Origin of the sequence: Trinickia dinghuensis, assembly GCF_003367175.1 — a bacterium.
In the GTDB taxonomy this organism is placed as follows: domain Bacteria; phylum Pseudomonadota; class Gammaproteobacteria; order Burkholderiales; family Burkholderiaceae; genus Trinickia; species Trinickia dinghuensis.
In genome coordinates this window covers 165,216-188,430 of sequence record NZ_QRGA01000017.1, presented here as the reverse complement: position 1 = coordinate 188,430, position 23,215 = coordinate 165,216, and the positions used below count along the sequence as shown (strand labels likewise).

The window sequence follows — 23,215 nt, the reverse complement described above, 5'->3', positions numbered from 1 at the left end:
TCAAATCCTGCGTTGCAGCCCCTGCCAGTACTGCTCGCGCAGGTCTTTCTTCAGCACCTTTCCGACCGTGCTGCGCGGCAGCGCAGGGACGAAATCCACGCTCTTGGGGGCTTTGACGGAACCGAGCTTTTCCTTGCACAGCGCGACGAGTTCCTCGGCGCTGACCGATTGCCCCGCATTGAGCTCGACCACGGCTTTCACGGCTTCGCCCCATTTGTCGTCGGGCACGCCGATCACGGCGCAGTCCTGGACTGCCGGGTGCGCCCAGATCACTTGCTCGACTTCGCTCGGATAGACGTTGAAGCCGCCGCTGATGATCATGTCCTTCTTGCGGTCGGTGATGTGCAGATAGCCGTCTTCGTCGAGATGGCCGATGTCGCCCGTGTGCAGCCAGCCGCCGATCACCGTCTCGGCCGTCTTTTCGGGCGCCTTGTAGTAGCCCTTCATGACGAGGTCGCCCCGCACGCAGATCTCGCCGGTTTCGCCTTGCGCAAGGATGTCGCCGCGATCGTTCATGATCTCGACGCGCACAAGCGGATTGGGACGGCCGACCGACGACAACCGTTCGTCGGAAGCCAGCGCGCCGTCGACGAAATGCTCGGCCGGCGTCAGATACGAAATCGACGCCGGGGCTTCGGTCTGCCCGTAGCCGCCGGCCATGACCGGGCCGAACACTTCGATCGCGCGCTTGAGCTTCTCGACCGACATCGGGGCGGCCCCATAGAGGAAGCACTTGAGCGACGAGAAATCCTGCTTCTCGATGCCAGGGATGTCGATCAGACGGTAGATGACCGTCGGCGGCAGAAACAACTCGGTGACGCGGTGCTTGGCGATCGCGCCGATCAGCAGCGCGGGATCGGGCTTCGTCAGCACGACTACCGTCCCCCCTCGCGCCGTGCAGGGCAGCGAGAGCATCCCGGCCGTATGCGTCATCGGCGCCGCGGCGAGATTGACGGGACGCCCCGACTCGTATGGAAACGCCATCATGAATTGCGCGAAGTACGTCTGAAACGCGCGGTGCGTATTCATCACGCCCTTCGGGGCGCCCGTCGTGCCCCCCGTTGCGGACAGCGTCACGACATCGTGCATGTCGTAGTCGATCGCAGGCGGCGCCGACGGCTGACCCTCGCTCCACGTCGCCAGCGACGGCGCCCACGGCACATCGGCGTCGATGCACACCCAGAGCTTCACTTTCGGCAAGCTCGGGCGCAACGTTTCTATCGCCGCCGCGAACGCTTGCGAGAAAAACAGCGCTTCGCAGTCGAACGCATCGAGGATGTATTGGTTTTCGGCCACCGCGTTGCGCGCGTTGACGGGGAGGTAGGTCATCCCCGCACGCCACATGCCGAGCGCGCAGCTCCAGCCGACGACGTCGTTGTCGGACCACACCGCCGCCTTCGTCCCTTTTCTGAAGCCGGCGGCAACCAGCCCGTTGGCGATCCGGCAAGACAGATCGCCGATTTCCTGAAACGAAAAACTGCGTTCGTCTTGGATATAGGCAACGCCGCGAGGATTGATGCGCCACCCTCGGTCGAAGAAATCAATGATTGCCATTTGCTGTCTTCCCTTGATTGAATACCGGCACGGCTCTGGCGATCATTGCTGCTGCACCGACGCACGCGCGAGGCCGCGTTGTTCGAGGAAGCCGAGCAGGTAGCGGTGGCCGAACGCCTTCGAACCCGATGCGAAGCCGACCTTCGCGGTTTCGCCGTCGAGCAGCTTGATGGCGGCCGCCGCGTGCAACGCACCGGTGGCGATGTACGGCGTGATGCCGTAGACGGTTGCCCGTACCGATGCAAGCTGGCCACGGCCGATCGCGAAATCGACGCTGCGCTGAATCGTCGTGCGTTCGCGCGGCGGCATCGACGGCGTTGTCGAATCCACGACCTGCTTCAGAATCGCATCTTGCTGTTCGCGCGGCAGATGCTTGTACTCGGCTTCCCACTTTTGCCCGAAGCCATGGACCACCCGCATCACGTTGTTGTCGTAGAAGCCGACACTCGAAATGCAGCTGCGCACCCGCGAATCGTGCTGGAAGTGCACGGGCAGCGACGTGCCGCCCCACGGCAGACAGAACACCGGCTGCATGAACTCGGGCGCGACCACGTTGAACGACGCATCGGGCGCGTGCGGCTCGAGCTTCTTTTCCCAGAGGTAGCAGGAATGCTGGCGCGCGCCTTCGAAGATCGTGGCCGTCGAGCCCACGCTCACGCCCGCGGCGGCACGGGGGCCTCGTGTCAGCGTAGCCGTTTCCAGCGCATCGACGCCGGGCGTCTCGAGCGCGAGCTCCGCCGCGATTTCGGCATACGAGTACATGTAGGCAATCGACGGCGCGACGAGCAGCCCGGCCTGACGATAGTGCTCGCCGAACTCGTCGCGCACGCCGCGGATATAGCTCTGCTCGCCCGTGGTGTCGATGTGGTGGCAGCCTGCCTTCAGTGCCGCTTCGACGCCGACGAGGCCGAAGTTGTAGAACGGCCCCACGGTGTTGCAAACCACCTTGGCGCCGCGGAACGCGGCCGTGAGCGCCTCGACGTTGTGTTCGGCCTCGATGATCTCGTACTCGGCCGATTCGAGGCGCACGACGCGCTGCGCCATCATCTCCTGGGTGCGCTTTGCGTTGCGCGCCACGGCGGTGAAAGGAATGTTCTGGTCGATCAGCCAGTCCATGATCAACATGCCGGTATAACCGCTTGCGCCATAGACGACGACGGGATGCTTTGCCATGTGTGTCTCCTGAGACGTAAAAAACGCGAGAGTGAAGTCAGTCGGATGTGAATCAGTGAATGAGTAGATGAGCAAGTGCCCTGGTAGGCGCGAGGCCGTCGGTCGAATCCTTGGCCACATTTCGCTTACGTTTTAGAACACATTACCTATCTTAGTCAACATTGAATAACTTTGAGTCTTTAAAAAACAGGGGGATTCCCTGTCACCATGCATTGCTTCGATGCGATCGCTATCGACGACGCTGCGGCTCCCGTTGCCGGGGCCTTCGTCACCGCCATCGGCTTTGCTATTGCGTACCGACAGCGTGTCCGTCAGGCGAGAGGCTTGCGATATAACGGGCCACCGCTCGGATATCGTCCGTGGACAACGTGGACGCGATACCGTTCATCGGCCCGGCCGGGTCGAGACGCTGCCCCGTCTTGAACGCGGCAAGCTGATTCGCCAGATACCCTTCGCCCTGACCCGCTAGGCGCGGCGTCTTCTCCTTACCCATCAGGGCAATGCCATGGCAAGCTTGACAACTGCTCGCTCGGATCAAAGCCAGACCTCGCTGTTTCAGCGCCGCGTCGGCTTGAACGCTTTCGTTTCGCGCCGGGGTTTGCCGTGCGAAGTACGCCGCCATGGCTTCCATCTGATCGTCCGTGAGCGATCTCGCCAGCGGTCCCATGTAGGGGTTGCGGCGCTTATCCTCGGCGAACGCGTGCAACTGAGCGATGACATAAGCCTCCGGCTGACCCGACAGCGACGGGTACCAAGAATTGGACGACTGGCCGTGCGCGCCGTGGCAGAAGAAACAGGTCTCTTGAGGTTGCGGCCAGGAACCGGCGTTGGCCTCGTTCGCCTTACCGATCTCGCCCATCGCTTTTTCGAACTGCATGCCGTCGAGCAAGTCCCGTCCATAGAGCGCACCTACGCCCGAGAGCCCCGCGATTGCGACAATGGCACCGATGATGATTGCGCGCTTCATCTAGGCCACCTCGCTCGGCTGCGCCAGCGCCGCCAGCGCTTGCAAGGCCGCGCGGTGTCCGGATCGCACGGCACCGTCCATCGAACCGGCCCAGATGTCGGCCGTTTCCGTCCCCGACCAGATCAACGCGCCCACCTCGGGACGCAGGTATTCGCCCCACGTGGTCCAGAAGCCGGGCGGCAGCGGATGAATGCATTGCAAAGTCCACGGATCGACTCGGCCCCAATCGTAGTCGTGGTATTGCGTCGGATGCAGCGCCTTTTCCCCGAATGCTTTGGCATAGACGGCGGATAGCGCTTGCTCCGCCCCCTTGGAATCGCTCGGCAACGCGCCCGGCGGAACGAACGCGGCAATCACGCCGAGCGATGCGTCGGGCGGCGAATTGTCGTAGGCGAGAAATACCGGCCCGCCGACTTGAAAGATCTCGCCGCAGTAGCCGTCGTCGCGCCAGAACGGCTTGTCGTAGACGTGCACCGTTTTGCGCATCGGCGCGTTGGCGGGCCAACGTTGCTGCAGCTGTGCGCGCCCTTGCGGAAGCGGAGGATCGAAGGCAATCTGATTGCACAGCGCCGGATTGATTGCGGTGATGACCCGGCGCGCGCGCACGACGCCTTGATCGGTATGCAATTCGACGACGCTGCTATTCCAGCCCGAGATCTTTCGGACCGGGCATGCGAGCCGCACCTTGCTGCCAAGTTCGTTTGCCATCTTGATGCTCAGAACCTGTGAGCCGCCGACGAAGCGCGTTTCCTGCGCACCGCCTTTGATTGCTTCCAGCTGGTCGTACTTGCAGCTCGCGCTGTTGACCATCGACAAGTAGTGCAGCAACCCGAGCTGGGCGGGCGCACCGCCGAGGGAAAGCTTCGCGGCCAGACCGAGGAAATAGCCGTTCTCGTAGTTCACGCCTTGCTTCAGCAGCCAATCGCCATACGACAGATCGTCGAGTTCCGCGGCGTGCCGAGCTTTCCACGGCTCGGCCGAAGGCACCCCACGCGCTAGTTCTCCGAGCTTGGCGCCGATCGCCTCGTCGCCGCCCGTGCCGCCGTTGAAATCCTGCGTCACGCGTGCATCGCCCGCCAGCACGACCGACTTGCCGGCGTAGTACGTCGGGAACGTGCCGACCTCGAGTTCACGCGCAAGGTCGGCGATCGCCGTCTGGCCCGGGCCGATCCATTGCCCTCCCGCCTCGGAGATGACCCCATGCCCGAGATCGTGATTGAAGGTGCGCCCGCCGACGCGGTTGCGCGCTTCCAGCACGACGAATGAGTCGCACCCAGCGCGCTTCAGGTCGCGCGCCGCGGTCAATCCCGCGAGACCGGCGCCGACGATCGCGACGTCCAGGACGCCGCCGTCGGCCCCCTTGGATACTGCCGCACGTGCCGAAGACACTTCACCGGCCGCCAGCGACGCGGCGCCCACCGCCGCGAGACGCAAGAGCTGGCGCCGGGTCTGCGGATCCGGCCTAGGTTTGCGTTTTCGATCCATCTTCGTTGCCCAATCGATTTTCATTTCGTGCCCCCTGCTCGTCGATGCTCGCGAGACGCACGTGTTGCAAGGTCATACCGGCCATGCCTCAACGCGATGCGAGCACGCCATCCTGTGAAAACAGCATCTCCTTAGCCCCCGGTTCGGGCAGCGCCGCGGTCAGCGTCGCGCGATCCTCCCGGTGCATGACCTCGAGCGACTCGCCCGCGGTGCGCTGCTTGAACACCAAGCCGTCGAGCCCGACACCGAGCAGTCCGTTGCCCGCTGCAACCAGATCCGTGATCGAGCTTTTCGTGCCCGTGTTCACCGGCGACCACGTCGTGCCGCCGTCGGTGCTCTGGTACATGCTGCCTAGCAAACCGCCCACGACGATCCGCCCGTCGGGTAATGCCACTCCGCTCCACAACGTGCCTTTGCCGCCTGTCGTGAGGTAAGTCCAATCCGCGCCGCCGTCGGTCGACTTGAGCACCATCCCTTGTTCCGAGTCGATGTACAGCGCGCCTTGGCGATCAGCGAAGAGGTGATAGAGATTGCGGTCTGCTCGACTCGCCCCCGGCGGTTTCGGCACCGCGACCTTGGTCCATGTAAGGCCGCCATCGTGCGTGACCAGCATCAGCGACCACAGGCCCACCGCGATCCCGTCCCTCGCGCTCGTGAAGAGGACGGAGAACAGCGGCTGATCGGTCGAAAGGTCGATGCGCTGCCTGCGCCACGTATCGCCGCCGTCGCTCGTCGCGAGAATCACGCCCCATTGACCGACCGCCCAACCGTGCTGGGCGTCGGTGAACGTAACCGCCGACAGCGTTGCCGAAACCGGCACTTTGCTGGCCTGCTGCCACGTTGTCCCGCCATCGTCCGAATGAACGATGACGCCGTGCTCGCCCACGGCGACAAGGCGCGAACCCGCGCGCGCGGCGTCCATGAGCATCATGTGAGCCGGTGCGGGCCACGCATGGGCGGGCATCGCGGCCCAATCCGCTACCGTTCCGGCGGCTCCAGTTCCAGCTCCGGCGAACGCGGCGGCACTCGCACACAGCGCGGCGGCGGCAATAAGCGTTTTGATCATGGCTTCAGTCTCGGTAGGTCTCAGTCACTCTCTGTGGCTTGCTAGTACTGTCATCGTGCTCGTCGACATCCATGCGCATCAGTGGCTGAACAAGCCCGGTGCGCGCGCCGGTTTGCGGCGCGGGAACCAGCGCTCGAGAATCGAGGCCAAGGCAGGCAGCGCCGTCATCGCCATCAGCAGATTCACGAGGAACATGAACGCGAGCAGCTTGCCCATGTCGGCCTGGAATTTGAGGGCCGAGAAGCTCCACGTCGCCACGCCGATGGCCAGCGTGATCGCCGTGAAGATCGTCGCCACGCCCACTTCGAGCATGGCATGCTGCACCGCCTTCACAATCGTCTGACCGCCGGCGAGGTGCACTTGCAGCCGGTTGTAGATATAGAACGCGTAATCCACGCCGATCCCCACGGCCAGCACCATCACGGGCAGCGTTGCCACCGTCAGCCCGATCTGCAACTCCTTCATGAACCAGTAGCCGATGAAGGTGGCGACCGACAGCGGCACGCAGCAGGCCAACATCGCGCGCCAGTCGCGGTACGCAAGGAACACGAGAATCACGATCGCCGCGTACACGTACAGCATCATCGGCAACTCGCTCTTTGCCACCTCTTCGTTCGTCGCGGCCAGCACGCCCGCGTTGCCCGCCGCCAAGCGCACGTTGATGCCGGGGAACGGATGCGAGGCACGGTATTGCTTCACATCGTCGAGCACCCGATTGATCGTCGTGGCCTTGTGATCGCTGAGGAACAGATGCACGGCCGTCATGCTGCAATCGCTTCTCATGAAGCCCTTCACGCGGCCGACATCGACCGACACCGCCCCGTAGTTCTCCGGATCGATCGGCACGACGTTCATCTTCGGGTAGTCCTCGTTGTAGCCCTGGTTGTAGCGACGCAGCATCGCCGAATAGGATTCGACCGAAACAACGCCAGGTTCGGTACGCATGGCGCTCGTGAAGTCGTCCTCATAGAGGCCGACCGCCGGGTTGTCGCAGGCCTTGCCTTTCGATTCGATCGCCACCGTCAGCCAGTCGAGGCCGATGTCGTAATTGCCCGCGATCGACGTTGCATCCCGATTGAAACGCGCGTCCGCGCGCAACTCCGGTGCGCCGGGCTGCAGCGTGCCGATCACGCGGTCGCGGCTTTGCCATGCAGCCAGCGCGAACACGACGAACGTCAGCGCGACGGCCAACAAGGCGCATTTTGGCTGCGCGACTTTCGCGAGCACGCGCAGCGGCCTTGCGCGCTGCTCGGCACGCTCGAGCGCGCTGTCGGCGTAGGCCTTCGTAAAGTTGAAGCAGGAAGCGGCAACCGGCAGCAGGATCAGATTCGTGACGATCTTGTAGGCCACGCCGAGCGATGCCGTGATCGCCAACTCACGCACCATCGGAATCGGAATCAGCAGCAGCGTGATGAACGAAACGAACGCCGTCACGAGCGCCAGCACGCCCGGAATCAGCAGCCCCCGGAAGCTCTCGCGCGCCGCATCATACGAGCTATGGCCGTGGGCGATCTCGCGCACAATGAAATTGACCTGCTGCACGCCGTGTGAAACGCCGATCGCGAACACGAGGAATGGGACCAGCACCGCGAGAGGATCAAGACCGAAGCCTAGAATCCTCAACGTTCCGAACTGCCAGACGAGCGACGTCAAGGAACACGAGATCAGCAGGACCGTGAAGCGAACCGAATGGCAGTACCAGTAAACCGCAAGTGCGGTCAGCAGCAGCGCGATCCCGCAGAAACCGAGCACCGCCTTGGCGCCGTCCGCGATGTCGCCGATCTGCTTGGCAAAGCCGATGATCTGGATCTCATAGCCGGCATCCTCGAACGGCTTGCGGATCTGCGCTTCGAGCAGATGGTTGAAGGCGATGTAATCGAGCACCTTGCCGTTGCGGTCCCGTTCGTTCAGTTCAGCCGTGATCATCGCGCTGTCTTCGTTGTGCGAGACCAGCGTGCCGACATAACCGGCGACTGTCGTGGCGCGGCGGATCTTGCCGACGACATCCGGCGTCAACTGATCGGGCGTAATCGTGCCGGGAATGATCGGTTCGGCGCGAAACCCTTCGTCGGTAATCTCGTTGACGTAGGCGTTCGGCGTCCAAAGCGATCGCACGCCGATCCGATCCACGTTCGGCAGATACGTGACGGCCTGGGTCACCTTGTACAGGCGCGTGAGCCCCGCCTTCGTCCAGATCGAACCTTTGCGGGCGCGCACGACCACCGTAATCCGATTCGCGCCCAGCAGATCCGAACGGTATTTCTGGAAGGTACGGATGTATTCATGGCCGATCGGCATCTGCTTCTCGAAGCCCGCATCCATGCGCAGTTGGACTGCGAACACCGCCATGACGGCGGTAAACAACCCGATCGTCACGAGCACGGCCGTGCGGTGGCCGAAGAACATCCTTTCCAGCGTTTTGACTATACGATTCAACACGACAGATTCCCTTCAAACATGTGGACGGCATCGGCATCGAACGTCGATGCCGTCTCCCGGCAATGCGGTACTTCGGCAATGCGACGATCAGAAGTTGCGCGTCACGAACATCCCGACGAAATTGCGATCCGAGTAGGGATTGCCCACGGTGTTGTGCCCGCCCCAGAACATCGTGTAGTTGATGCCCGCTTGCCAGACCGCCGGGTTCTGGTTGAACAGCACGTAGAGGTTCACCGACTTCGCACCCTGCAAGTAATTCGCGCTCAGCGTCGGCGTGTAGCCGTACAGTCCATCGGCGAATGTGATGCCCGGGGTGACCTGCCAGCCGTGTATCAGGGAGCCGTCATAGGTCCAGTTGAAGTCGACCGTGGCCCCCACTGAACTCGATGTGCCCTGCGCCATCGTGACCGGATAGCCGAGCGTTCCGTTGGTCAGCCACGGCAGGTAGCCCGCCTGCGGCACCTGCGTGACCGTCTGCCCATTGACCGTGCGCGTCACGCCGCTCGAGCTCAACCCTGGGTAATAGATCCACGTGAGTTCCCACGTCAGCGCCGCGCTATCCGCGCCGATCAGCTTCAGAAACGGATACTCGCTGCGCGTGAGCGCCAGGATGCCGTTGAGGTCGTACTGAAACTTCTTCTCGTCGGCCCATTGATTGCAATTGATGCCGGCCACGCCGTTCGTGTTCAGATCGAGCGGACCGCCCGCGCCATAGCAGCTCGACAGCGCCACGGCATCGTGAGGGCGATACGACAGCTCGGTGCCGATTGCCCACGGGCCCAGCCCGAAGTTCGCGCTGACGCCGAACAGCTGCCGGTTCTGCAGATACGACCACTGCGCCGTCCCATTCGCCAGCGAACTGAGCACGGGAGATTTGTCGGTGTAGTTCTCATAGTAGAACGCGAAGTTCGCGTCGAACGAGCGCGGCGAATAGTTGAACTTCACGCCGAACTGCGGCTTGTACTTCGAAGGCGATTGCCAACCGACAGGAAGGCCGATGTCGTTGTACGGCGGCCCGGCGTACGCCCCGTTGACCAAACCGTTGTAGATCCCGTTGAGGGTGCCTTGATTGCCGCTGCTCGGTCCTGCGATCGTCCCCGCACTCGGACCCGCCGCGTTCAGATTATTTGTGCTGACCGTCAGCGGTTCGATCCCAAGGCCCAGGATATTCGTGGTCGACCAGAACGACCCGACCGGCGGATAGCGGTTGCCGTTCCACTGAAACTGATAGTAGTCCTCGGTGCTGATGCCGTGACCGAGATTTGCCGCGAAGCTGAGCATCGGCGCCGGCAGCAGCGCTTGCTTCAATTGCGAGCCGGGGATCAGCAATTTCTGGATGTCGAGCGAGTTGGTGGCGTTGATGCCGCCCATCGCGAACATGCTCTCGCCCCAGTTGATCACCTGGTTACCGAGCCGGAAATGCGCTGCCTCGCCGTTGATCGTGAAGTCCTTCTCGGCCCACAGATCGAGCAGCTGCGCGTTGTAGACGACCTGCGCCTTGGCCGTACTCGACAGCGGCGTTCGATTGGTATCGCCGGCGAGGAAGTCGTACATCCCGGTGCCGCGCACCATGAACTTGAGGCCTTCGCTGGGCATCGTCATCAGCAATTCGCTCGTCGCGCTGATGTACGTGCTGAACGGTTGACCCTTGCGATAGTTCAAATCGCCATCGTCGCCGAAGCCCCATTGATTGGTGTTCGCCCCCGCTCCGCAGCCGAACGAGTTCGGATCTCCGGTGAGCGAGCAACTCGGATTCTTCGTGCGAATCCCCGCCCCCGCCGTGAGATTCGTCACCCACGATCCCGTGAGATCGTTGATCCCCGTGGAAAACTGGTAAGCGTATGCAGTCGGCACCGCCGCTCCGAACATCGCCAGCGAAACCGCCGCGTGCCTGCCGATCGTCTTCGTTTTCATCATGTCTCCACCGTCAACCTCGTACCGGCGAACGCCTTTGGGGCTCGCCGTTCCCTGTTTTTGCGATGAGTCTTAGCGCTCGCTCACGGACCGCAACGATTCCGCCGTGTAGAAATCCTGCTTGAAACGCGGATCGTTGATTTGTTCGTACCAGCGAATGTCCTTGCCTTGGCCGATCGACGAGCCGTCGAAAACGTAACGCCCGTCACTGAGGTCGTACTGCGCGAACGGCTCGTTATCGCAGGCTCCGCCCAGCTCCCAGACCGGAATCGGATAGCTTTCACGTACCTTCCAGAGCTTGCCTTGCGCGTCGTAGTCCTCGCCGACGAGCGCGAGCCAGCTGTCCTCATCGAGATAGAAGACCTTCTTCGATGCGGCGTGGCGCGCGGTAGGCTTGAGCGTCGCCTCGACCTCCCAGACGCGGTGCACTTCATACCGGCGGTGATCGGGTGCGATACCGGCCGGCGTGGCCACGTCACGCAGCTTCGTGTTGAAGGTGTACATGCCGAAATCGTCGTACGGCACGATCATTTCCTTCTTGCCGACCAGCTTCCAGTTGAAGCGGTCGATCGAGCCGTTGAACATGTTGGATTCGTCGATCAGATACTGATTTTCGAAGCCGATCAGCGGCGCGTCGTGCGTGTAGGCCGGCATGCGCCGCACGCGACGTTGCCCCGGAAAGTAGTAGTACGTTTCGGAGTCCTTATCGAAGTACTGGCGCTGGACGAAAGCCTGCCCGGCGAGCGCCGGCGGCGAATCGATCGAAAAGTAGGCGGCCAGGCTCAGTTGATCGACGCTCTGAGGTGATGCCTTGCCGTCCTTGCCGGCGGCGAAATAGAAGACCTGCGGCCCCGTGGCATCGATCCAGTCGCTGCTGCCCGGGCGCGGAGAGATCACGGTGACGAGCGGCGCCCATTCGATTCCTTCGCCTCGATAGCGCGTCTCATAGTTCAGGATGGCCTCGGCGCCGTTCTTCGGCTGTGGGAACGGAACACCGGGGAACACCGCTGCCTGAACTGTTTCACCGTCGGACGCAAGCTTCGCCTGCGTCAGGTTCGCTTGAGAATTGCTCTCGACGAAATCCGGCAGCTCGCATTCGCGATGCGACGGATAGACGTCCATCCGATAGCCCTTCTGCTGCTTGATCAGCTGGATCTCGCCCGGCGAAAGTTTGTCGGCGTATTTGTCGACGTTTTGAGCGTCGATCGAATACAGCGGCTTCTCGCCTTTGTGCTTCCAAAAGTCACCGCGAAACTTGCCGTAGGCCCAGCCTGCGTCCGGTGCTTGGCGTCCCGAGAAGGCCGGAACGAGGCCGTCCTTGCTCGCAGCCCGATCGGCGCCGACCGGCGTCAGATCATCCGCAAACGCAACGTGGCCGATGAGCAGTAAAGCTGCCGCGACAGCGGACGCGGCTCCGATTGTGTGCATCTTCATCAAGGTTCTCCTTCCGATCAACGGCGGCGCAGTACTAGAACACACTGCCAAAGTTAGGTCATGATGACAAACAAAAGAAAAAGAAGAAGCCGGGGTATTCCCTTGTTCCATATGTGGCGGTATCGCGGGGTTTGGGTAATACCGATGGGCGGACGAATCGGGGCGAGATAACCTCAGGACGAGGCGGCGACCCCTGCATTCGGTTCGACGGAAGTCCGCATCCGCCGCAGCAACTGCCAGCCGAACAGCAGCATCCACAGCGGCAGCACCAGCACGACAATCAACTCGCTCGCATTCGAAAGGACGTCGCGTCCCGGGAAAAAACCGAACAGGAAAAAGGCTCCGAATCCCCAGCCGACGAACTTCAATAGGAATGATCCACGCCACCCTGCTCGCTCGAGGACGTTGGCTGCAATCGGCGTCCAGAACAGCACGAGTGGTCCTTCGCACCACCATAATCCGTTCTGGGTCGCGTTGGCGACAGTCGACCACGCCGCCGCCGCAGCCGCCTTCGTCGCATCGTCGCCGCCCGCATAGGTCCGTGCAAGCGGATCGAGAATGCCGAGCTGCATCGCCGCTCCGGCAATTCCCACCATGATGTATAGGCCAATGGCGAACGCCACCATGTTGCCGAGTGCACCCAACTCGTCACGGAACACGTGCAGGAAGTACCCGCCGACCACCGCGAACGGGAGATAGAAGCCGAATATGTCGGCGACCATGCACCAATTGAACAAATCGCGGGTGTCGGACGGCAGGGACAGCATCGATGCGCCGTGAAGAATCATGCCGGCATCCGATCCGGTCACCGCCACCGACAAGCCCACGTTCGCGTAGGCGAGCAGACCGCCGACGATCGCGCTCCATGCCGTGAGGCGGGCGATCTTGCTTGATGTCTGATTCATCATTCTCTCCGGTTCGGGGCGAACTACGCGCGCCCCCGCTCCAACGCGAAGTACGCATAGGAAAGCGAGGCGATCATGTAGGACCACGTGGTGAGCGCGAGGACGAAGAAGTTGAAGATGATGTTGTGGTCGCCGCCGGGAATCTTGTAGAAATCGTAGATACCCGCGATGCCGAGCGATGCGATCAACGCCAGGGTTACCGTCATCGCGTGAAAGGCCTCCCCTTGCTTTACCAATCGCTTGATGAAGAGCAGCAGGTAGAGCGACAGCAATGTCCACATCACCACGTAGAAGTAAGGCAGGATTTCGGTCACGAAATCGGCCGACACCAACACGAAGGTACCGAGGATAGCCATACCGAAGAGCACGATATCGTGGGCGACTGTCGGTCTGTAGCCATGCGTCACGACCATCAACCCGCCGACCGCGATGATCGGGACGCCGAAGCCCCGTGAAAACGCATCCATGAAATGCGCGACTTCGTAGTTGATCGACGAACTCGTCAGCAAGTAGATCAGAAAGTTCGACGCGGAAAACGTGACGGCCCACCATTCGAGGCCCAGCAAATAGTTGCCTTTCTTGACGAGCTTCCATCCAAACACGCCCGACGTTGCGATAAGCAACGCGCAGGCAAAACAAATGCTGCAACTTCTAAGATCCATGACTAATCTCCTGATGCGGATTGGTGTCGATTCTTTACTTCGTGTCGGGTTTGAGGCTGGCGAGATAGGCGGCGACCGCCTTTCGGTCCTCCGGCGACATCGCCGCGGCGAGGCGCTGCATCGTGCCGGTGGACTCGGTGCGGGTGCCTGATGCAAATGCGTCGAGTTGCTCACGCAGGTAGTCGTCGCCTTGAGCAGCCAGTCTCGGGAATTGCGCTTGGCCCATTAGGCGAGCACCGTGGCATGCGGTACAGGTCCCGCTCTTGACCAATTCCTCGCCCTTCGCGCGCAACTGCGGATCGGCCTGGAAGTAGCGGTTCGCGCCGACGCTCTGCCGCGAGTAGTAATCGGACAGCAGCTTGATTTGCGCGTCGGTCATCGTCATCGCCAAAGGGTTCATCTGCGGGCTTTTGCGCTGTCCGCGCGCGAAGTCGCGAAGCTCGGCCGCAACGTAGAGCGCCGGCTGTCCCGCGAGGCTCGGGTAGCCTTGATGGAGCGAATGCCCTTTAACGCCATGGCACCCCATGCAGACATCGGTCAGATGCGGCCAGTCGCCGCCGTCGGCTTTATAGGACTCGGCCGAAGCCGTCACGTACTGCTGAAGACGATAAACACCTAGAAGGCTCGGGCCGAACAGAACGAGCAGCAAGACCACGATGATGGGAACCGCGAGCAACATGAACTTTTTCATCTTCGCTCTCCTTCCTAAACGCTGCGAAGCGCGTTGAGCGCCTGAAGCGCGCCTTGATGGCCGGAGCGCACGGCGCCGTCCATGTAGCCGGCCCAGATGTCCGCGGTCTCGGTGCCCGACCAGATCAAATTGCCGCACGGTGCGCGCAATGCCTCGCCGTGAGCGGTCCAGAAGCCTGGTGGAATTGCCGAGACGCAAGTGATCGTCCAAGGATCGTCACGTCCCCAATCGCGATCGTGATACGACACCGGATGCAACGCCTCCTCGCCCCACGCCTGCGCGTAAAGCTGCGCCTGAATCTGCTTCGCGGCCTCGTAATCGGACGGCAGTTCGGCATTCATGACGAACGCGTTGATGATCCCGATCGCTCCATCGGGAGGCGAGTTGTCGTAAGCCCAAATGATGGGTCCGCCGATTTGAAAGATATGACCGTTGAGCCCCTTGTCGCGCCAGAACGGACGGCGATAGACCATCGCCGTTTTGCGCGCCGGCGAGTGGCCGGGCCAAGCGCGTTGCAGCGCCGCACGCGTTTCCGGCAGCGGCGGATCGAATTGCACTTGGTTGCACAAGGCCGGGTGGATACACATGATGACTTTCCGGGCGCGCACATCGCCGAGATCCGTATGTAGCGTGACCACCTCGCCGCCCCAGCCTGAAATCTTGCGAACGGGACACGACATACGTACTTTGTCGCCTAAATCCCGCGCCATCTTGGTGCTGAGAATTTGGGAGCCCCCGATGAAGCGGGTTTCCTGCGCGCTGTGCTTGATCGAGTCGAGCTGAGAGAAGTCGCAGTCGGCCGAATTGATCATCGACAGAAAATGCAACAACCCCATCTTGGCTGGCATGGCGCCGCCGGAAAGCAGGCTCGAGCCGTTCCATCCGATGCGATCTTCGGGACCGATCTTCTGTTTGCCGAGCCAATCGCCCATCGAAAGCTTGTCGAGCTCACTCGCTTTCGGCGATGTCCAGGGCGCGCCGGAGGGCACGTCGCGGGACATCGCGCTCAGCTTCGCGCCGATCGCCTCGTCGGTGCCGAAGGTGCCGTGCAGATCCGTTTCCACGCGGCCCTGGCCGCCGAGAATGACCGTCTTCCCCTCGTAGTAGCTAGGGAATGTGCCCACTTCCAACTGTCGAGCCAAATCCGCCACGGCTGTCTGGCCGGGGCCGATCCACTGTCCGCCGACTTCGGAAATGTAGCCGCCGCCCACTTCGTAATTGAGCGTTCGTCCTCCCACGCGATTGCGCGCTTCAAGGACCAGAAACGATTCGCAGCCGCCTAGGCGCAAATCGCGCGCGGCCGTCAAACCGGCCAGCCCCGCACCGATGATGACCACGTCGAGCACATCGCTCGAATTGCCGGCCGCCTTGACCGTGGCCGCGGCAGCCCTTGCCGGTCCCGCGCCCAACGCCAGGGCGCCCGCTGCCGCGGATGCGCCGGCGTACTTGAGCCATTGCCTGCGCTGCACGTCGGCCATGTTGTGGGAAGACTTCTTTGCCATGGTGTGTTCGTCACTCTTCTGAAAGCAATGAATCGATGGCCGGCGTCGCTGGCCTCGGTCGGTGTCGTTTTCTTAATTAGTACACATTACCAAACTTAGGTCATGATACCCAACAACGCATCGAGAAAAAAAGACAGGGTTTCCCCTGTCTTGGCTCGTCATGGCGACGGCGCCTTCAAACGCCCGTTCGAGACGCGGCGGTCGTGTGTCACGCAAATTGCGCTTGTCGAGCGTGACAGGCCCATTGCCGCTTACGGCAGGCAAAGTCCACGCGTGCAACCTATAGTCATCGGAGAGCGCGCTTTGCGTCATCCCCCGGCGAGGCCGGAGCGCTCGCTAACGAAGCGAGTTCGTCGTTCTTCAAGGAGCAAGCGATGCGTAAGATGAAAGCAGTGCAGGTGAAAAATGCGGGCGGCCCATTCGAAATCGTCGAACGCGACGTACCGGAGCCGCCGGAAGGTCATGTCCTGATCAAAGTACGGGCCTGCGGCATCTGCCATAGCGATTCGCTGACGAAGGAAGGGCATTGGCCGGGTCTGCAGTTTCCGCGCGTACCGGGACACGAGATCGCCGGCGTTATCGATAAGCTCGGCGCACGCGTCGACGAGTGGAAAGTCGGACAACGCGTCGGTGTGGGCTGGCATGGCGGGCATTGCGGCCACTGCGAAAATTGCCGGCGCGGCGATTTCGTCGCTTGTAAAAGCGCGCTCATCCCAGGTATCAGCTACGACGGCGGATACGCCGACTACATGGTCGCGCCGCGTGAAGCATTGGCACGTATGCCCGACGATCTATCCGACGTCGACGCCGCACCGCTTCTCTGCGCGGGCATTACGACGTTCAATGCATTGCGCAACAGCGGCGCGCGCGCGGGCAACGTGGTGGCGATTCTCGGCATCGGCGGCCTCGGCCATCTTGGCGTGCAGTATGCGAACAAAATGGGATTCGTCACGGTGGCCATCGCGCGCGGTCCGGACAAGGGACCGCTTGCGAAGCAACTCGGCGCACATCATTACATCGACAGTGCATCGCAGAACGTCGCGGAAGCGCTGCAGGCACTCGGCGGGGCACGTGTGATTCTCGCGACGGCAACCAGCGGCAAAGCGATGACGGCCGCACTCGGCGGCCTCGGCTCGAACGGCAAGCTGATCATGATCGGCGTCTCCCAAGAACCCGTGGAAGTGCCGATCACGCAATTCGTCTTGGGCCGCCAATCGGTTCAGGGCTGGCCGTCCGGCACCTCGGCCGATTCGCAGGACACGCTCGCGTTCAGCGCGTTGTCGGGTGTGAAGCCGATGATCGAGGAATATCCGCTATCGCAAGCGGCCGAGGCTTATGACCGAATGATGAGCGGAAAAGCGCGATTCAGAGTGGTGCTCAAGCCGGGGGCGTGAATGGGGAGGCCGGTCGGTGGCGATTTTCAACGCCGCCCGGCTCCTTTTCCCGCACCCCGCCGAGATGACGTTCCTTCGAGCAAGATCCACCAGCCTCAAAACGCGTGCCGCATCCCCACCATTGCCGCGGTCGTGTTCGCGTTAGGCGCGACGAACGAGCCGTAGACGATCATTTGATTCATGATCCCGCTGTTGGCGACGTGTCCGACCTCCGCATAGAGTGTGGTCTGCTTCGACAGGCTGTAGTCGAGCGCGAGCGAGACCTCGGTCGAATGTCCGGGAAGCGCCTGAGCTTTGCTGCGCAGATAATAGAGCCCCGACGTGACTTCGAGGGCGGGCGAGAACCGGTAGCCCAGCCCGGCCGACCAGAGATCGAGGTTCGCCTTGCCCGGGCTCGATGGATTTTTCCCGAGCGAATAGGACGCCGACACCGAGAAACCTTTCAGCGTGTAGAGTGCGCCGAGATAATAGAAGCGATTGTTGTCGTTGCCGGTTGCGGGCGTGGCCGGGCTGCTCGGATAGGTAGCCGGGAACGGATTCGTATCGTGGCCGTTGTAGTACACAGCGGCCAGATGCAAGCCGTCGTACACGTATCTGAGCACGGCCGACTCGCGCGTGCCGCCTTGCGCCTGTCCCGCGACGCCGCCCGGTGCGTACTCGAGTTCGAGCGTCGCCCCGTGAAAGCTCGGCGAATGATAGACGAGCGCATTGCTGTCGTAGAGTGCCCCGATCGGCGCGTTCGTGCTCGTGGGCACCCAGCCCGCGGCCTGATTCATGCCGATCCAAGCCGTCAAAATGCTGCCGAAGTACTGTGCGTGCCGCACGTCGGTATCGGCCATCGCCCAGATCATCGGCACGATTTGGCGTCCCGCATCGAAGCTGCCGAACGGGCCCGACACGCCTACCATCGAGTACTGGCTGAATGCCGCGCCGACGCCCGGCGTATCGCTGAGCTGGAAGCCGCCGTTGCTGCTGTTGAACGCCTCCTGCAGCTTGAAGTTGACCTTGTAGCCGTTGCCGATATCCTCGCTGCCTTTGATCCCCCATCCGCTCGCATAGATGCCGCCGTCCTTGACGGCAAAAACGTGCCCTGGGGTAAATTTCAAGCCGACCATCGCCGGCCCCGACGTGCTCTGATACAACAGGCCCGAATCGACGACACCGTACAGCGTGACCGACGACTGCGCGTAGGCGGACCCGGCGAACGCCGCGCCGACCGCCATCGCGGCGAGTTTCTTTTTCATGGATGTCTCCTCCTTTGGGTTTGTGTTCCGGCAGCTTCGAGGCGGCCGGCATGCTTGTGCTTGCTTAGGCGAATCTCAATCGATCCATTCGCGCAATCGCTTCTTGTCGAGTTTGCCGACGCTCGTCTTCGGCATTTCGTCGAGGAATACGATGCGCGTCGCCTCGGGGACTGCGTAGCGGCTGATACGGCTGGCCTCGGCAAGCGCCAAAAGGCGCTGCCGAATCGTGGCGACACTCACCGCCGAACCGGGCCGGCGAACGACGAGCGCCATCGGCCGCTCGCCCCATCGCTCATCCTTGACGCCGATTACGGCGCTCTCCTGCACGCCCGGCACTTCGTTGATGAGCGCCTCGATCTCGATCGACGAAACCCACTCGCCGCCCGTTTTGATCACGTCCTTGATTCGATCGACGATTTGCACGTAGCCGTCGGGGTGCATGACGGCAACGTCCTGGCTATGCAGATAGCCGCCCGCCCACAATGCCTCCGAGGCCTCGGGCTTCCCGTGATAGCCGAGCGTGAGAAACGGAGCGCGAAGCACAACCTCGCCCTGCGTACGGCCGTCGCGAGGCACGTCGCACATGTCACCGTCGACGACGCGCAGGTCGACCATCGGCACGGGTCGTCCCGCCATGCAGCGTCTGCGCACGCTCTCGTCCGTCCCCGCGTCCTTATCCGCCTCCGCATGCATGGCTCCGGGCGGAAACTGCGAGAGGGCAACGATAGGACCCGTCTCCGACATGCCATAACCCGCGAAGACATCGATCCCGCGATCGAGCGCCGCCCGGCACAATCCCGGCGACAGCGCCGATCCGCCGATCATCATCTTCCAGCCGGACAAATCGAAGCTGTCGCCGCGGGCGCCGTCCAGCAGCATTTGCAGAATCGTCGGTACGCAGTGAGAAAACGTCACTTGCTCGGTCTGCTTCAGTCGCAGCAGAAGATGAGGCTCGTAGCGGCCCGGCAACACGATTTTCAGCCCGAGCATCACCGCGATATACGGCATGCCCCAAGCAAGCACGTGAAACATCGGCGTGATCGGCATATAGACGTCTTCGCGGTGAAGGCGCTGCCCCTCACGCGGCGAAGCAAGCGTAGCGGCCGTGGCCAAAGCGTGCAGTACCACCTGCCGGTGGCTGTATGTCACGCCTTTCGGGTCGCCCGTCGTGCCGGTCGTGTAGAACAACACGGCGCGTGTGCGCTCGTCGAAGTCCCCGAACACAAAATCGGAAGACGACATGGACAAGCGCAGTTCGTAATCGCAAGCGACAGGCAGCGACGACGCAGTCTCGACCGAGCAATCATCGTCACGCGCAACGATCAGCAACGGGGGATGCGCCAGGCTCCCCCATATCTGCTCCAGCAGTGGCAGAAACTCCGCATTGGCGATCAGCACTTGCGCGCCCGAATCGTTCAACGTGTAAGCGATCTGCTTCGGGGAAATGCGCACGTTGACGGTGAACAACGTCGCGCCCATCATCGGGACCGCGAAGTAGCTTTCCAAATACCGGTGGCTGTCCCAATCCATCACCGCGACGGTCGTGCCGGCTTTTACGCCCGATGACGAGAGCATGCTCGCCAACTGCCCGATGCGCCGGCGCAAATCCGCGTATGAATACCGCGTTTCTCCGCGATACGTGATTTGCTGTTTTGCGCTGACGGCCAGCGCGTTGACCAGCAGCTGCTTGACGAGCAGCGGGTAGTCGTAGGCCGACGGCGTCGCCGTAACGAGGGGATCGGGGATGCGGTTATCTTGCTGCATGGGGTTTCCTGCTGGGAAGTCAGCGATGCGCCGTCGTGCCACACCATGAGACCCAGCATACCCACGCGATGAACGCGTTTCCCCTCCCACGGAGGGAGGGGGGACCCTATTCTCTTATCGTCCTGAAGCGAGCGCGCTGCGCCCGCTTCAAGCGCCTTCGAGCAGACCCAGCACCAGCGCCCTACGCACCACGTGCTTGCGCGAGCTGGCGTCGAGCTTGCCGAAGAGGTTCTTCAAGTGCCACTTCACCGTGCCCTCCCCGATAGCGGCAGCGACGGCGATCTCTTTGTTCGAGAAATTACGGGCCAGCAATTCGAGAATTTCGCGTTCCTTCGGCGTCAGCACCACGGTCGGTACCGCGCGAGGCCCGCTCGGTGCGCGCGGCGCCGCCGGGTGAGCGACGGGCGGCGCTGAAGCGGCGTAACCAGCGTGCCCGGCATCGCCCTCCTCCCGCGCAATGCGTAAGATCCAGTCCATGAGCGCGGGGTGGGCATCGGCGAGCGTCCGCGCAAGACCTCCGGCCTGGGCGAGATTCATCGCCTCCAGTAACAGTGCGCGTCCCTCGCGCCCGGCCCGGTCCAGCGCGAGCGCTCGCAGCGCCATGAACTCGATGCGATCGCGCCCGAGCGTCTGCGCATCGGCCGGCTCGTGCGTCTCGCCCAGCGCTTCGAGCGCCAACGGCCAGTTTTGCGAAGCCATCGCCGCACGCGCGCGCGACCGCGCAACCAGCGGCGTCACCACGCGCTGCCAGAGCGGCCCGTGCCGTGGCGCTGCTTGGGCCACCGCGCCGTCGAGCCGATGCATCAGCGCCTCGCACGTCGCGCCCCGGTAGTGCCCGGCATGCAATCGGATTTGCTCGGCTAGGCTCACGATGCAAAGGCGCGGCAGCGCCCGCATGACACCCATCGCGTAGAGCGCCTCCAGCACATCGACGGCGCGATGCTCCTGCCCCTGAGCCGCGGCGACACGCGCCGCCGTCGCATAAGCGATCGCCACCGTTTCCGGCGTACCGCTGCGCTCCAGCACGTCGAGCCGATTCGCCAGCAGGGCGGCGGCCCGATCGGCGTGATCGGATTCATAAGCATGCAGCGCAGCCATCGCGGCCAACATGCACGTGAGCGGATGGCGTCTGCCCAAATCCGCTTCCGCGCTCGCCAATGCCGGCGTGAGAATCTCGCCCGCCAGCCGGATTTGGCCTTCCCACAGGTAGCTCAACGCGCCGATATGGTCGCCCCATCGAACCAGAAAGCCGACCCCCTTTCCCACGTCGCCGCGTGGCATTCGTTGCAATTGACGCCGCGCCTGCGCCGGCTCCCCGAGCGCGATCGCGCGAGCCGCCAGCCGGTTGGCGTGAGCCTGCACGAGCCACGACCCGCTCTCGGGCGGCTGGTCGATCCAGGGCGAAAAAATCTCGACGAATCGGTCTATTTCATCCGCGTAATACGCCGCGGCGCTCAGGATCAATGCGCATTCATAGCGCAACGCGCGATCCTCTTCCTGCCCGGCGGAAATGTGCCCGACCTGCTGCTCGGCCTCACGATGACGCTCGCCGAGCGCGAGCGCCCAAGCAGCGGCAAGCCGCAATCGGGGACGGCGCTCGAGCTCCGCTTCGGGCAGCAGGTCGAGCCAGTCGAGCACTGCCTGCAGCCGCCCTTGCTTGACGGCATCGTGCAGGCACGCTTCCGCCAGGTCGTACGCCGTTTGGAGCTGACCGGCGGCATGCGCGTGGCGGGCCGCTTCCTCGATCATGCGCTGCCCGCTCAACCAGGCAGCGGCCGCGCTGTGCAACCGCACCAGTTCCTCGTCCGACAGCCGAGCGGCACGCACCATCAGCACTTCGCGCACCAGCGTGTGCAGCCGGCTCCAGGCGCTGGCCTCCGACGTCACGAATACGGGCGTCTCGCGCATGAGGCGCGCGAGACGGTCACCCGAGCGCGCATCGCCGGTCAATGCTTCGCACAGCGCCGGATGCAACGTATCGACGATGCTGATGCACGTGAGAAACGCCTTATCGTCGTCGGACAGGTTCGCGAGCAGCGCGCCGACAAGATGATCGCGCAATGCGCCGGTGTTCGAGGCCATTGCCTCGATGATTTGAAGCGGGTCGGCCGCGCGGGTCATTGCCGAGAGCGCCAGCTGCAATCCGAGCGGCCAGCCGTCGGTCAATTGCACGAGACGCGCGCAGGCGTCGGCGTCGATCCGCGGCCCGAAGCGCTTGCCGATCAGCGCGATGGTTTCGTCGAGACGAAAGCTCAACCGGTCGGGCCCGATCAGCACGGCCTGACCGTAAGCGAGCAGATCGCCGACGATATCGTCGAAGCCCCGCCGGGCCGCCACGACGATGCGCAGATTCCGGGGCGCATTGTGCAAGACATACGCGAGCGCCGCCCTGCCCGCCTCGGGCAGCCGCTCGGCCTCGTCGACGATCAGCAGCACGTCGCCGGGCAACTGCGACACTTCGGCAAGCCACGCGGTGATCCCCTCCAATTCGCCGAGCGCGGCGATCCCCCCGTCCATCAACAACCGCCCGAAAGCCGGCCTCGCGCATCCCGACCTGACCGCCTGCACGAGGCCCAGCAAAAAACGCTGAGCGTCGTCGCGCTCGTCCGACGAAAACCAGATGACCGCGACGCCACGCGCGAGCTGCTCGCGGCGCCATTGCGAGAACAGCGACGTCTTCCCGTAGCCCGCGGGCGCCTGCACCACGACGACCGCGTAGTCGCGGACAGATGGACCGTCGCTGCCCAAACGCTCGCGCATCAACAAATGAGGCTGCGGCCGAGGCGCGGTCGTCTTGAGCAGATATTCGGCTATGGCGCTATCGATCAGGGTCGTCATCGTTTCGTGAAATCGTCGTTATGGCTCCGCAACCGACCGGGAGCCCGTCGGAAAACATGTTTATTTCCGCGGCCCCCGGTTGCCCCCTCCCTTCGCGAGAGGGGTAGCCGGAACACGACGGCACTACGATACTTTCCAACAGACGTTTCACAAGAGGGAAAACCATGACGCCATGCTTTCCCG

16 protein-coding genes are annotated in these 23,215 nt (G+C 62.8%); 1 reads left to right on the top strand and 15 read right to left on the bottom strand.

Features of this window, described 5'->3' with window-relative positions:
- The 12 genes from DWV00_RS26985 to DWV00_RS26930 form a co-directional block, all read right to left on the bottom strand.
- Window positions 1-1,554 (bottom strand): class I adenylate-forming enzyme family protein, encoded by a 1,554-nt coding sequence (locus tag DWV00_RS26985; protein WP_115536677.1) that lies wholly within the window; start codon window positions 1,552-1,554, stop codon window positions 1-3.
- 42 nt (window positions 1,555-1,596) lie between these two features.
- The gene (locus DWV00_RS26980; RefSeq protein ID WP_115536676.1) at window positions 1,597-2,727 is read right to left on the bottom strand and encodes a saccharopine dehydrogenase family protein; all 1,131 of its coding nucleotides are present in this window, start codon (window positions 2,725-2,727) and stop codon (window positions 1,597-1,599) included.
- Between the two features lie 286 nt (window positions 2,728-3,013).
- Entirely contained in the window at window positions 3,014-3,694 is a 681-nt protein-coding gene (locus tag DWV00_RS26975) for a c-type cytochrome (protein WP_115536675.1), read from the bottom strand.
- Window positions 3,695-5,203 (bottom strand): flavin monoamine oxidase family protein, encoded by a 1,509-nt coding sequence (locus tag DWV00_RS26970; RefSeq protein ID WP_115536674.1) that lies wholly within the window; start codon window positions 5,201-5,203, stop codon window positions 3,695-3,697.
- A gap of 64 nt (window positions 5,204-5,267) precedes the next feature.
- Complete coding sequence (locus DWV00_RS26965) at window positions 5,268-6,245, bottom strand: WD40/YVTN/BNR-like repeat-containing protein (RefSeq protein ID WP_115536673.1); 978 nt, start codon at window positions 6,243-6,245, stop codon at window positions 5,268-5,270.
- A 78-nt stretch (window positions 6,246-6,323) separates the two neighbouring features.
- Window positions 6,324-8,684 (bottom strand): efflux RND transporter permease subunit, encoded by a 2,361-nt coding sequence (locus tag DWV00_RS26960; RefSeq protein WP_115536672.1) that lies wholly within the window; start codon window positions 8,682-8,684, stop codon window positions 6,324-6,326.
- Window positions 8,685-8,771: 87 nt separating this feature from the next.
- Window positions 8,772-10,598, bottom strand: coding sequence for a DUF1302 domain-containing protein (locus DWV00_RS26955; RefSeq protein ID WP_115536708.1), 1,827 nt, complete (start codon window positions 10,596-10,598; stop codon window positions 8,772-8,774).
- A 72-nt stretch (window positions 10,599-10,670) separates the two neighbouring features.
- Window positions 10,671-12,032 (bottom strand): DUF1329 domain-containing protein, encoded by a 1,362-nt coding sequence (locus tag DWV00_RS26950; RefSeq protein WP_115536671.1) that lies wholly within the window; start codon window positions 12,030-12,032, stop codon window positions 10,671-10,673.
- A 173-nt stretch (window positions 12,033-12,205) separates the two neighbouring features.
- The gene (locus DWV00_RS26945) at window positions 12,206-12,937 is read right to left on the bottom strand and encodes a hypothetical protein (protein ID WP_245965056.1); all 732 of its coding nucleotides are present in this window, start codon (window positions 12,935-12,937) and stop codon (window positions 12,206-12,208) included.
- A 23-nt stretch (window positions 12,938-12,960) separates the two neighbouring features.
- Complete coding sequence (locus DWV00_RS26940; RefSeq protein WP_115536669.1) at window positions 12,961-13,599, bottom strand: hypothetical protein; 639 nt, start codon at window positions 13,597-13,599, stop codon at window positions 12,961-12,963.
- 34 nt (window positions 13,600-13,633) lie between these two features.
- Window positions 13,634-14,290, bottom strand: a complete 657-nt coding sequence (locus tag DWV00_RS26935) for a c-type cytochrome (RefSeq protein WP_115536668.1) — start codon at window positions 14,288-14,290, stop codon at window positions 13,634-13,636.
- Window positions 14,291-14,304: 14 nt separating this feature from the next.
- Entirely contained in the window at window positions 14,305-15,792 is a 1,488-nt protein-coding gene (locus tag DWV00_RS26930; RefSeq protein WP_115536667.1) for a flavin monoamine oxidase family protein, read from the bottom strand.
- Between the two features lie 374 nt (window positions 15,793-16,166).
- Here DWV00_RS26930 and DWV00_RS26925 point away from each other — a divergent pair, with 374 nt between their 5' ends.
- On the top strand, window positions 16,167-17,186 hold the full coding sequence (locus DWV00_RS26925) for an alcohol dehydrogenase (protein ID WP_115536666.1): 1,020 nt from the start codon (window positions 16,167-16,169) through the stop codon (window positions 17,184-17,186).
- 95 nt (window positions 17,187-17,281) lie between these two features.
- Here the strand turns inward: DWV00_RS26925 and DWV00_RS26920 are convergent, their stop codons facing one another.
- The 3 genes from DWV00_RS26920 to DWV00_RS26910 form a co-directional block, all read right to left on the bottom strand.
- Window positions 17,282-18,430 (bottom strand): porin, encoded by a 1,149-nt coding sequence (locus DWV00_RS26920; protein ID WP_115536665.1) that lies wholly within the window; start codon window positions 18,428-18,430, stop codon window positions 17,282-17,284.
- 75 nt (window positions 18,431-18,505) lie between these two features.
- Entirely contained in the window at window positions 18,506-20,194 is a 1,689-nt protein-coding gene (locus DWV00_RS26915; RefSeq protein WP_220274742.1) for a fatty acid--CoA ligase, read from the bottom strand.
- A gap of 147 nt (window positions 20,195-20,341) precedes the next feature.
- Window positions 20,342-23,032 (bottom strand): helix-turn-helix transcriptional regulator, encoded by a 2,691-nt coding sequence (locus DWV00_RS26910; protein WP_115536664.1) that lies wholly within the window; start codon window positions 23,030-23,032, stop codon window positions 20,342-20,344.
- Window positions 23,033-23,215 lie beyond the last annotated feature (183 nt).

What these genes read in the sequence shown, in the direction of transcription:
- DWV00_RS26930 (WP_115536667.1), bottom strand. Translation starts at nt 15,792, where the DNA reads ATGGCAAAGAAGTCTTCCCACAACATGGCCGACGTGCAGCGCAGGCAA.
- DWV00_RS26915 (WP_220274742.1), bottom strand. Translation starts at nt 20,194, where the DNA reads ATGCAGCAAGATAACCGCATCCCCGATCCCCTCGTTACGGCGACGCCG.
- DWV00_RS26970 (WP_115536674.1), bottom strand. Translation starts at nt 5,203, where the DNA reads ATGAAAATCGATTGGGCAACGAAGATGGATCGAAAACGCAAACCTAGG.
- DWV00_RS26965 (WP_115536673.1), bottom strand. Translation starts at nt 6,245, where the DNA reads ATGATCAAAACGCTTATTGCCGCCGCCGCGCTGTGTGCGAGTGCCGCC.
- DWV00_RS26935 (WP_115536668.1), bottom strand. Translation starts at nt 14,290, where the DNA reads ATGAAAAAGTTCATGTTGCTCGCGGTTCCCATCATCGTGGTCTTGCTG.
- DWV00_RS26940 (WP_115536669.1), bottom strand. Translation starts at nt 13,599, where the DNA reads ATGGATCTTAGAAGTTGCAGCATTTGTTTTGCCTGCGCGTTGCTTATC.
- DWV00_RS26980 (WP_115536676.1), bottom strand. Translation starts at nt 2,727, where the DNA reads ATGGCAAAGCATCCCGTCGTCGTCTATGGCGCAAGCGGTTATACCGGC.
- DWV00_RS26920 (WP_115536665.1), bottom strand. Translation starts at nt 18,430, where the DNA reads ATGAAAAAGAAACTCGCCGCGATGGCGGTCGGCGCGGCGTTCGCCGGG.
- DWV00_RS26975 (WP_115536675.1), bottom strand. Translation starts at nt 3,694, where the DNA reads ATGAAGCGCGCAATCATCATCGGTGCCATTGTCGCAATCGCGGGGCTC.
- DWV00_RS26955 (WP_115536708.1), bottom strand. Translation starts at nt 10,598, where the DNA reads ATGAAAACGAAGACGATCGGCAGGCACGCGGCGGTTTCGCTGGCGATG.
- DWV00_RS26950 (WP_115536671.1), bottom strand. Translation starts at nt 12,032, where the DNA reads ATGAAGATGCACACAATCGGAGCCGCGTCCGCTGTCGCGGCAGCTTTA.
- DWV00_RS26925 (WP_115536666.1), top strand. Translation starts at nt 16,167, where the DNA reads ATGCGTAAGATGAAAGCAGTGCAGGTGAAAAATGCGGGCGGCCCATTC.
- DWV00_RS26985 (WP_115536677.1), bottom strand. Translation starts at nt 1,554, where the DNA reads ATGGCAATCATTGATTTCTTCGACCGAGGGTGGCGCATCAATCCTCGC.
- DWV00_RS26945 (WP_245965056.1), bottom strand. Translation starts at nt 12,937, where the DNA reads ATGAATCAGACATCAAGCAAGATCGCCCGCCTCACGGCATGGAGCGCG.
- DWV00_RS26910 (WP_115536664.1), bottom strand. Translation starts at nt 23,032, where the DNA reads ATGACGACCCTGATCGATAGCGCCATAGCCGAATATCTGCTCAAGACG.